This is a genomic window from Streptomyces sp. NPDC047117, from assembly GCF_040643545.1.
Taxonomy (GTDB): domain Bacteria; phylum Actinomycetota; class Actinomycetes; order Streptomycetales; family Streptomycetaceae; genus Streptomyces.
The window spans coordinates 406,137-416,452 of sequence record NZ_JBEYUN010000008.1 but is presented as its reverse complement, the minus strand read 5'-3'; the positions used below and the strand labels follow the sequence as shown (position 1 = coordinate 416,452).

Here is a 10,316-nt window from a genome sequence, read left to right as displayed (position 1 = left end):
ACCTCGACCACGGAGGTCAGCTGCGCCTGGCCGTGCAGGGCCTTCATCATGTTGTCGCCGATGACCTTGCGCATCCGCGGCATCTTGACGGTCTGGCCACGCAGCGGCGAGACCTCCAGCGCCGGCGCCTTGGGCGCGGCGGAGGCGGCCGGCGCAGCAGCGGCCGGAGCAGCGGTCTTCGCGGCCTCGGCGGCGGCGATGACGTCCTGCTTGCGGATGCGGCCACCGACGCCGGTGCCCTGGACCGAGGCCAGGTTCACGCCGTTCTCCTGGGCCAGCTTGCGGACCAGGGGGGTGACGTAGGCACCGTCGGGCTCACCGGCGGGGGCCGCCGGGGTGACCGGAGCGGGCTGCGCGGCGGGGGCCGGAGCCGGCGCCGGGGCGGCCTGCGGAGCCGGAGCGGGGGCCGGGGCCTCCTGCTTGGGCGCCTCCTGCTTCGGGGCCTCCTGCGGGGCGGGCTGCTCGGCCGCCGGGGCGGGCGCCGGAGCAGCCGGGGCCGGGGCGGCCGCGGGGGCAGCACCGGCAGCACCGATGACGGCGAGCTTGGCGCCGACCTCGGCGGTCTCGTCCTCGCCCACCACGATCTCCAGCAGGGTGCCGGCAGCGGGGGCGGGGATCTCGGTGTCGACCTTGTCGGTGGAGACCTCGAGCAGCGGCTCGTCGGCCTCGACGGACTCGCCGACCTCCTTCAGCCACCGGGTGACGGTGCCCTCGGTGACCGACTCGCCCAGCGCGGGCAGGACGACGTCGGTGCCCTCGGCGCCACCGGCGGCGGGAGCCGCGGGGGCCTCGGCGGCCGGGGCCGGAGCCTCGGCAGCGGGGGCGGGCTCGGGCTGCTCGGCCGGGGCCTCGGCAGCGGCCGGGGCCTCGGCGGGGGCACCGGAGCCGTCGTCGATGATGGCCAGCTCGGCGCCGACCTCGACGGTCTCGTCCTCGGCGACCTTGATGGACGCCAGAACGCCGGCGGCGGGGGCGGGGATCTCGGTGTCGACCTTGTCGGTCGACACCTCCAGCAGGGGCTCGTCGGCCTCGACGCGCTCACCCTCGGCCTTGAGCCATCGGGTGACGGTGCCCTCGGTGACGCTCTCGCCGAGCGCCGGAAGGGTTACGGAAACCGCCATGGTTTCTGTTGCTCCTAACGAATGGTGCGGATGTGGTCGCGCCCGGACTGGGGGTCAGTCGTGGGAGTGGAGGGGCTTGCCGGCCAGCGCCAGGTGGGCCTCGCCGAGCGCCTCGTTCTGCGTGGGGTGCGCGTGGATGAGCTGCGCAACCTCGGCCGGCAGTGCCTCCCAGTTGTAGACCAGCTGGGCCTCGCCGACCTGCTCGCCCATACGGTCACCGACCATGTGGACGCCGACCACGGCACCGTCCTTGACCTGGACGAGCTTGATCTCGCCCGCGGTCTTGAGGATCTTGCTCTTGCCGTTGCCCGCGAGGTTGTACTTCAGAGCGACGACCTTGTCGGCGCCGTACAGCTCCTTGGCCTTCGCCTCGGTGATACCGACGGAGGCGACCTCCGGGTGGCAGTACGTCACGCGCGGCACGCCGTCGTAGTCGATCGGCACGGTCTTCAGACCGGCCAGCCGCTCCGCCACCAGGATGCCCTCGGCGAAGCCGACGTGCGCGAGCTGGAGCGTGGGAACGAGGTCGCCGACCGCGGAGATGGTCTCCACGTTCGTCCGCATGTACTCGTCGACGAGGACGTAGCCGCGGTCCATGGCGACCCCGGCCTCCTCGTAACCGAGGCCCTGCGAGACGGGGCCGCGGCCGATCGCGACCAGCAGCACCTCCGACTCGAAGGTCTTGCCGTCGGCGAGGGTGACCTTCACACCGTTGTCGGTGTACTCGGCCTTCTCGAAGAAGGTGCCGAGGTTGAACTTGATGCCCCGCTTGCGGAAGGCACGCTCCAGCAGCTTGGAGCTGTTCTCGTCCTCGACCGGGACGAGGTGCTTCAGGCCCTCGATCACCGTGACGTCGGTCCCGAAGGACTTCCACGCCGAGGCGAACTCGACGCCGATGACGCCGCCGCCCAGGATGATCGCGGACTCCGGCACGCGGTCCAGCGTCAGCGCGTGGTCCGAGGAGATGATGCGGTTGCCGTCGATCTCCAGACCCGGCAGCGACTTCGGCACGGAGCCGGTCGCCAGCAGGATGTGGCGGCCCTGGACGGTCTGGCCGTTCACGTCGACCGAGGTGGGGGAGGACAGCCGGCCCTCGCCCTCGATGTAGGTCACCTTGCGCGAGGCGACCAGGCCCTGCAGACCCTTGTACAGGCCCGAGATGACCTCGTCCTTGTACTTGTGGACCCCGGCGATGTCGATGCCCTCGAAGGAGGCCTTGACACCGAACTGGGCGGCCTCACGGGCCTGGTCCGCGATCTCACCGGCGTGCAGCAGCGCCTTGGTGGGGATGCAGCCGTTGTGCAGGCAGGTGCCGCCGAGCTTGTTCTTCTCGATCAGGGCGACGTCCAGGCCGAGCTGCGCACCGCGCAGGGCAGCCGCGTAGCCGCCGCTACCGCCTCCGAGAATCACTAGGTCGAAAACGGTGCTGGCGTCGTTCGCCACGTCACGTCCTCCATGCATGGGTACGCCGGAGCCGGTCTCCGATGACCGGACGGCGGCTGTTGTTCGGCCGCTAGTACTTCGGCCCTGGGTAAGGGGGGCCCTGTCCTGCCAGGCCCCATCTTCGCACTTGTTGAACACGGACGGGACGGCGGGCCGGGCTCAGGGCCCGCCGATCGGCTGCCCGGGCCGCGTACCCAGCCGTACGACCGTGCGGATTTCGTCGAGAGCGAACATTGGCGTCCGCGCGCACGGGAGGCCCCGGGCGCAGCGCCCGGGGCCTCCCGAAAATCGTCCTGCGCCGCAGGTCAGAGCAGGTCGCCCGCCGCGGTGCGCTCGGCCAGCCGGACCAGGGTGCGGACCGCGGAGCCGGTGCCGCCCTTGGGGGTGTAGCCGTACGGCGCGCCCTCGTGGAAGGCCGGGCCCGCGATGTCCAGGTGCGCCCAGGTGATGCCCTCGCCGACGAACTCCTGGAGGAAGAGGCCGGCGACCAGGCCGCCGCCCATCCGCTCGCCCATGTTCGCGATGTCGGCGACCGGGGAGTCCATGCCCTTGCGCAGCTCGGCGGGCATCGGCATGGGCCAGGACTGCTCGCCCACCTCGGTCGCGATCTCGTGGACGGAGGTGCGGAAGGCGTCGTCGTTGGCCATGATCCCGAAGGTGCGGTTGCCCAGGGCGAGCACCATGGCGCCGGTCAGCGTCGCGACGTCGACGATCGCGTCCGGGGTCTCCTCGGAGGCGCGGGTGATCGCGTCGGCCAGCACGAGCCGGCCCTCGGCGTCGGTGTTCAGGACCTCGACGGTCTTGCCGCTGTACATGGTCAGCACGTCGCCGGGGCGGGTGGCCGAGCCGGAGGGCATGTTCTCCGCCAGCGCGAGCCAGCCGGTGACGTTGACCGGGAGGTCCAGCCGCGCCGCGGTGACGACGGCGGCGAGGACGGCGGCGGCGCCGCTCATGTCGCACTTCATCGTCTCGTTGTGGCCGGCCGGCTTCAGGGAGATGCCGCCCGAGTCGTAGGTGATGCCCTTGCCGACCAGTGCCAGGTTCTTCTTGGCCTTGGCGTGGGTGTGGCTGATCTTCACGAGCCGGGGCGGGTTCTCCGAGCCCTGGCCGACGCCCATGAGGCCGCCGTAGCCGCCCTTCTTCAGCGCCTTCTCGTCCAGCACCTCGACCTTGAGGCCGTACTCCTTGCCCGCGGCCTGCGCCTCGGCGGCGAAGGTCTTGGGGGTGAGGCCGTTGGAGGGGGTGTTGATCAGGTCGCGGGCGCGGTTGATCTCCGCGGCCAGGGCCTGCGCGCGCTCGGCGGCGGCCTTGTGGGCCTTGTCGCGCGGCTTGGCGCCCAGGACGGCGACGTCGGCCAGCGGGGCGGACTTGTCGGCCGCGCCCTTCTTGGCGTCGTTGTTGCTGCGGTAGGCGGTGAAGCTGTACGAGCCCAGGAGCGCGCCCTCGGAGACCGCGGCCACCGCGTCGGCGTCCTCGACCGGCAGCGCGAAGGCGGCCTTCTTGGTGCCGGTCAGCGCGCGGGCCGCGGCACCGGCGGCGCGGCGGAGCGCCTCGTTGTCGTACCCCTCGCCCTTGGTCGGTGCCTCGCCCAGGCCGACCGCCAGCACGACCGGCGCCTTGAGTCCGGAGCCGGCCGGGACCTTGGTCACCTCGCCCTCGGCTCCGCTCGCGCCCAGGGTCTCCAGGACGTCGGCCAGCTTGCCGTCGAAGGCCGCGTCCACGGCGTCGGCGCCGGGCGCCAGGACGGGGCCCTTGTCACCCTTGGCCAGGCCGATGACGACGGCGTCCGCGCGCAGCGTGGCGGCGGAAGAAGTACTGAGGGTCAGTGCAGTCACGGTATTGAAGGTCCTGTTCCGTCCGGGGAATCCATGAGCGCTCGTGGCGCCGCTGGCGCCGAGCCTACGCTTGGGAGCCCTGCTCGGTCCCGCGCGCTGCCATACCCGTTCCCCCGGCTGACCGGTCGAAATGCCGTACGCGGTGACGAACTCTTTTGTTTTTACCGTTACTTGGGCGACATCTGGGTGTTGTGGCGAATTGCTCCGGAGGGCATGGCGCCGTGCCGGGGCAACCGTCCGGCGCCGATCACCGTCCCCCAGGACGGACGCGCACCCGCGCGCACGGCTGCACAACAGGAAAGTTGAGAACCCCTCAGTGGAACGACCGGCCTCCCCCCGAAGACTGCTGCCCCGCCGCCTCCGCCGGGCGCCCCTCCTGCTCGGCGTGGCGGGCCTGGTGCTCGCCCTCGCCACGGCCTGCGGCCCGGCGCCGTCCGGGGGCGGGGAAGACGGGGGAGACGGCACGAAGGAAGGGGCGGCGGGGGAGCGGTGGCAGCCGAAGCCCGGTACGGACTGGCAGTGGCAGCTGACCGGCCGGCTCGACCGCGGTGTCGACGCGCCCGTCTACGACATCGAGGGCTTCGACCACGGCAAGGCCACCGTCGCGGGGCTGCACCGCGACGGCCGCAAGGTGATCTGCTACCTCAGCGTCGGCGCCTGGGAGGACTGGCGGCCCGACGCCGGTGACTTCCCGAAGTCCGTCATCGGCCGGTCCAACGGCTGGAAGGGCGAGCGCTGGCTGGACATCAGGAAGCTCGACGTCCTGGAGCCGCTGCTCGCGAAGCGCTTCGACATGTGCCGCGACCGGGGCTACGACGCGATCGAGCCGGACAACGTCGACGGCTACGCGAACCGCTCCGGCTTCCCCCTCACCGCCGCCGACCAGCTGAGGTTCAACCGCATGGTGGCCCGGCTCGCGCACGAGCGCGGCATGGCGGTCGGCCTGAAGAACGATCTCGACCAGATCCCGCAGCTGGTGAAGGACTTCGACTTCGCGGTGAACGAGCAGTGCGCGCAGTACGGCGAGTGCGACCGGCTCACCCCGTTCATCCGCGCGGGCAAGGCCGTCTTCCACGTGGAGTACGAGCTGCCGACGGACCGCTTCTGCGCCACCTCCCGGAAGCTGAAGCTCAGCTCGCTGGAGAAGGAGATGGACCTGACGGCCTGGCGGCGCACCTGCTGACCGGCTGAGCCGGGGCGTCAGCCGAGGGCCAGCACCACGACCGTCACCAGCCCGGCGGTCTCCGCCAGCCCGCCGAAGACGTCCCCGGTCACGCCGCCGAGCCGCCGCCGGCAGTGCCGCAGCAGCAGCTCGGCGGCGCCCAGGCCGAGAACCACCGCGAGCACGACGTGCAGCGCCCCGAGGGCCCCGCCGTACGCCCCGTATCCGGCAGCCGCCGCCACGGCGGTCGCCAGGACGCCCGCGACGGCGGCCGCCCGCGGGGAGACCGTCCCGGCGACCGCGGCCCCCAGCCCCTCCGGGCGGGCCGCCGGTACGCCGGTGCGGGAGGCGAGGGTGAGGGCCAGGCGGGCGGTGACCGCCCCGGCCACCGCCGCCACCGCGCCCGCGGACCAGCCGGCCGCGTACAGCTCGTACACGGCGGCGACCTGCGCGAGCAGGGCCAGCAGCAGGACGAGCACGCCGAACGGGCCGATGTCGGACTGCTTCATGATGCGCAGCGCGTCCGCCGCCGGCTTGCCGCTGCCCAGCCCGTCGGCGGTGTCCGCGAGCCCGTCCAGGTGCAGGCCGCGGGTGAGCGCCGCGGGCACCGCGACCGTGCCGACGGCCGCCAGCAGCGGGCCGCCGCCGAGCAGGAGCAGGACCGTGCCGAGCGCCGCCGCGCACACCCCGACGACCAGCCCGGCGACCGGCGCGCAGAGCATCCCGCCGCGGGCCGTCGCCCGGTCCCAGCGGGTCAGCCGTACGGGCAGCACGGTCAGCGTCCCGAAGGCGAACCGCAGCGCGTCGGCGACGGTCGGGGGGCCGGCGGGGGAGTCGGTGGGGGTGGCGCTCATCGCGGCAGGCTAACCCGGCTCCCATGCCCCCTCGCCGTCCGGGGCGGCCCGTACCCGGCCGTACCCGGCCTGCCGCCGGAGTTCCGCGGCACCGCACAGCGCGAGCACCGCCACGATGGCCGCGAGGTGCTCCTTGCCCGCGAGGTTGGCCTTCACGAGGACCTCGGCGATCATCAGGGCCGCGACCAGCGCGCCGGTCAGCCACGCCCGGTGGCGCCAGCACACCGCCATGGCGAGGCCGACCACGGCCGCCGACGGGCCGGTGTCGACGACCTGCGCGTCGGCGGCGGGCAGCCCGAGGGGGAAGCCGGGGCCGATGGCCACGCCGAGGCGCGCGTACAGCGTGCCTGCCAGCGACGCCGTGTACGCGATCAGCAGCGTCCGGCGGCGGCCCAGGACGAGCTCCGCGATCCCGAAGACCACCAGGATCTGTGCGAGCGCGCCCCACACCGGCAGGTCCAGGGCCGGTACGAACAGGGACAGCGGCGTCCGCAGCAGGGCCACCCACAGCGGGTCGGCGGCGCGGACGCAGCCCAGCTGCTGGATGATCCCGTAGCCCCAGTGCTGGTTCTGCGCGAGCTGGCAGAACGCGGTGAGGGCCACGGCGGCGAGCGTCATCGGGACGGCCCGCCACGTCCGGCCGGCCCGTGCCTCCCGCACGGCCGCCAGCAGCGGGCCCCACTCGGCACGCGCGGCGCTTCTCGCACGGGCGCGGAAGTGCGATTCGATGGGACACCGCCAGGGGGTGAGGACAGGCGGCGCCCGCCCCGTCGGCGGCACCGGGTGCGCGCCGGCCGCGCACCGTCTCTGTAGACCCGTCCGCGCGGCCGGAAGTTCACCCGGCGGCCGAGTGATCTCCGCCTCGGCCGCCGCGCCGGCCCGGCGCATCAGCCCTCAGCGGCGTCCTTCTCCGGTGCCTCCTCGGCCGCGGGCTCCCGTACCGGCAGCTCGGCCGCCAGCGACGCCGCCGCCTGGACCAGGGGAAGGGCCAGCAGGGCGCCGGTGCCCTCGCCGGCGGTCACGCCGTGGTCGAGCAGCGGCGTGAGCGCGATCCGGTCCAGCGCCTTGGCCTGCGCGGGCTCGCCGCTGGCCTGGCCGGCCAGCCACCAGTCCGGCGCGCGGAACGCGATCCGCTGCGCCACCAGCGCGCACGCCGCCGAGACCACGCCGTCCAGGATCACCGGCGTCCGCCGGACCGCGCTCTGCAGCAGGAAGCCGGTGGCCGCGGTGAGGTCGGCGCCGCCGGTGGCGGCCAGCAGCGCGAGCTGGTCGCCGAGGACCGGGCGGGCCCGGCGCAGCGCGTCGCGGATCGCCGCGCACTTGCGCATCCAGGCCAGGTCGTCGATGCCCGCGCCGCCGCGGCCCGTGACCACCGAGGCGTCCGTGCCGCACAGTGCGGCGATCAGCGTGCCCGCCGCCGTGGTGCCGCCCACGCTCAGGTCGCCGAGCACCACCAGATCCGTACCGGCGTCCGCCTCCTCGTCGGCGATCGCCATGCCCGCGCGGAACGCCTGCTCGGCCTCCTCCGCGGTCAGCGCGTCCTCGATGTCGATCCGGCCCGAGCCGCGGCGCACCCGGTGCTTGGTGACGTCCTCGGGCAGCTCCTCGGCGTCGCAGTCCAGCGCCATGTCGACCACGCGCGGCGCGGCACCGAACCGGCGGGCCAGGACCGCCGCCGGGCTCGTCCCGTCCAGTACGGCGCGCGCCAGGTCGGCGGCGCTGCCGGCCGCGCGCCCGGAGACGCCCAGCTCCGCCACGCCGTGGTCGCCCGCGAACAGCACCGTACGGACCCGGTCCAGGGGCCGGACCGGGACCTGCTGCTGCACGGCGGCCAGCCAGTCGCCCAGCTCGTCGAGGCGGCCCAGCGCGGCCGGCTGGACGAGGCGGCGCTCCCGCCGCTCCTCGGCGTCCCGGCGCCGGCCGCCGTCGGGACGCTCGATCAGGTTCGCGAAGTCATCGAGGTTCAGGGCGCTCATTCGGCGCAGGTTACCGGCAACGCGCCGTTCGGTGCGCGGGCGGTCGGTGCCGGGGCGGGCGGCGGCCTCAGAAGTGGAATTCGGTGGGGGCCGGCGCCGCGGTCCGCCGCGGCGGCCTGGCGCGGCCCGGCCGGCCGGCGGCCGCGAGGCGTTCGAGCGGCGCGTCCAGCAGCAGCGTCGCGCCGGGCAGCCGGCGGGCGCACAGCGCGCACAGCTCGTGCAGCACATCGGCGGCGGGCGGCCCGAAGGCGAGCACCAGGACGCCGAGCGCGGGACGGGCGACGGCGGCGGGCCAATGGGGCCCGGCGGGCCGCCCGGTGAGGGTGCGCCACCTCGGCCCGTCCGGCAGCAGCATCCGGCGCAGCGCCGCGGTCGCCGGCTCCTCGACGGTCAGCCAGCGCAGCTGTCCGTTGTCCACCCGCCAGAAGCCGGGGTCCAGGCCCTCGCCGAGCGCCACGACCGTGGCCTGCGGGCGGTCGCGCAGATACCGGCGGACCGCGTCGTCGAACCGGCCGCCGTCGGAGGGCGGTGCCATGCCGCCGCGGGACGGTGTCATGGCGTCAGATGACGGTACGGAGCGCCGTCCGGCAAGCGGGACACGGGCGGGCGCCCGCGCGCGTCACCCGCGCAGCGTAATGGCCTGCCCCGCGACGACCAGCAGGACGTGCTCGCACTCGGCGGCGAACGCGGCGTTCAGGCGGCCCAGTTCGTCCCGGAAGCGGCGCCCGGCGGGGGTCGCGGGCACCACCCCGGAGCCGACCTCGTTGCTGACCGCGACCAGCGGCCTGCGGGTGGCGCGCACCGCGGCCACCAGCTCGTCCGTCCGCGCCCGCAGCGCCCGTTCGCCGCCGCCCGCCCAGGTCTCGTCGTCCCAGGCGCCGACGTCGTCCATGGCGTGCGTCAGCCACAGGGACAGGCAGTCGATCAGCAGCGGGGAGGCGGCGGTCTTCTCCGCGGGCTCCTCCCCGGCCTCGTCCTCGCCCGCCAGCAGGGGCACCAGGTCGCAGGTCTCGGCGGTCCGCCAGGAGGCCGGGCGGCGCTCGCGGTGGAGGGAGACCCGCGCCGCCCACTCCTCGTCGCCGTTCCGCAGCCCGCCGGTCGCGACGTACAGCACGTCGGGGAAGGCCGCGAGCCGCCGCTCGGCCTCGACGGACTTGCCGCTGCGCGCGCCGCCCAGCACCAGCGTCCTGCGCGGCAGGTCGGGCACCGCGTGGTACTCGCCGACCAGCAGCGACGTGCCGTCCGGCACCGCGCGGGCGCCCAGCGCCGCCAGCCGCCGGTGCAGCTCGGCGCCGGGCGGGGTGTCGTGGTCGAGGTGCACCGCGAGCACGTCGGTCGCCGCGTCCACGGCGCCGCTCGCCCGCAGCCGGGCCAGCGCGTCGGGCCGCCCGAGCACGTCCAGCACGACCATCTCGTAGGGCCCCTTGCCCTCGGAGGCCCCGGCGGGCGCGGCGCCGGGCGGCAGGTACAGCAGCCGCTCGCCGTACGGGCCGCCGATCTCGTACCCGGTGCCCGGTACGTCCACCGCCACCGCCCGGACCCGGTGCCCGTCCAGCAGCGCCAGCTCCCGCCCGTCCGCAACCCGGCCCGGCTGGGGGATGCCGGTCGGGACCTCGACGGCGGGTCCCTCGTGCGGGTGCGTCAGGAGCACTTGGCGTACCCCCGTGAGCGACTGGCCCGCGCGGGCCGCGGCGAAGGCGGCCCCCGGGGTGAGGTCGAGGAGCAGTGCGCCGTCCAGGAGCAGTGCGGTCGCCGCCCGCGCCGCGCCGCCCGTGGCGCCGGCGCAGGAGGCGCAGGGGCAGCCGGGGCGGGGCAGCCCCTCGGGGGCGCCGGTGCCGAGCAGTGTCAGTTCCACGCGCCGATTTTCTCCTGTCCGCGGCCGCCGGGCGCGCGGGGGGACGTCTCGACACGGCCGTTAGGCTGCT

9 protein-coding genes are annotated in these 10,316 nt (G+C 74.8%); 1 reads left to right on the top strand and 8 read right to left on the bottom strand.

Annotated elements, in window-relative coordinates:
- The 3 genes from sucB to ABZ840_RS18615 form a co-directional block, all read right to left on the bottom strand.
- Window positions 1-1,121: 2-oxoglutarate dehydrogenase, E2 component, dihydrolipoamide succinyltransferase (gene sucB / locus ABZ840_RS18625; protein ID WP_361560877.1), on the bottom strand; the 1,121-nt coding region annotated here is incomplete at its 3' end.
- A 54-nt stretch (window positions 1,122-1,175) separates the two neighbouring features.
- Window positions 1,176-2,564, bottom strand: coding sequence for a dihydrolipoyl dehydrogenase (gene lpdA / locus ABZ840_RS18620; protein WP_361560875.1), 1,389 nt, complete (start codon window positions 2,562-2,564; stop codon window positions 1,176-1,178).
- A 305-nt stretch (window positions 2,565-2,869) separates the two neighbouring features.
- Window positions 2,870-4,399 (bottom strand): leucyl aminopeptidase, encoded by a 1,530-nt coding sequence (locus ABZ840_RS18615; protein ID WP_361560874.1) that lies wholly within the window; start codon window positions 4,397-4,399, stop codon window positions 2,870-2,872.
- 316 nt (window positions 4,400-4,715) lie between these two features.
- On the opposite strand from ABZ840_RS18615, the gene ABZ840_RS18610 reads away from it, so the two are divergent.
- On the top strand, window positions 4,716-5,582 hold the full coding sequence (locus tag ABZ840_RS18610; protein ID WP_361560872.1) for an endo alpha-1,4 polygalactosaminidase: 867 nt from the start codon (window positions 4,716-4,718) through the stop codon (window positions 5,580-5,582).
- Between the two features lie 17 nt (window positions 5,583-5,599).
- Here ABZ840_RS18610 and ABZ840_RS18605 read toward each other — a convergent pair whose 3' ends face one another.
- The 5 genes from ABZ840_RS18605 to ABZ840_RS18585 all read right to left on the bottom strand — a co-directional run bounded on the left by ABZ840_RS18605 (window position 5,600) and on the right by ABZ840_RS18585 (window position 10,246).
- Window positions 5,600-6,415 (bottom strand): adenosylcobinamide-GDP ribazoletransferase, encoded by an 816-nt coding sequence (locus ABZ840_RS18605; protein ID WP_361560871.1) that lies wholly within the window; start codon window positions 6,413-6,415, stop codon window positions 5,600-5,602.
- Between the two features lie 9 nt (window positions 6,416-6,424).
- The gene (locus tag ABZ840_RS18600; RefSeq protein ID WP_361560937.1) at window positions 6,425-7,144 is read right to left on the bottom strand and encodes a hypothetical protein; all 720 of its coding nucleotides are present in this window, start codon (window positions 7,142-7,144) and stop codon (window positions 6,425-6,427) included.
- 158 nt (window positions 7,145-7,302) lie between these two features.
- Window positions 7,303-8,391 (bottom strand): nicotinate-nucleotide--dimethylbenzimidazole phosphoribosyltransferase, encoded by a 1,089-nt coding sequence (locus tag ABZ840_RS18595; protein ID WP_361560870.1) that lies wholly within the window; start codon window positions 8,389-8,391, stop codon window positions 7,303-7,305.
- 67 nt (window positions 8,392-8,458) lie between these two features.
- Entirely contained in the window at window positions 8,459-8,947 is a 489-nt protein-coding gene (locus ABZ840_RS18590) for a hypothetical protein (RefSeq protein ID WP_361560868.1), read from the bottom strand.
- Window positions 8,948-9,010: 63 nt separating this feature from the next.
- Complete coding sequence (locus tag ABZ840_RS18585) at window positions 9,011-10,246, bottom strand: bifunctional adenosylcobinamide kinase/adenosylcobinamide-phosphate guanylyltransferase (RefSeq protein WP_361560866.1); 1,236 nt, start codon at window positions 10,244-10,246, stop codon at window positions 9,011-9,013.
- Window positions 10,247-10,316 lie beyond the last annotated feature (70 nt).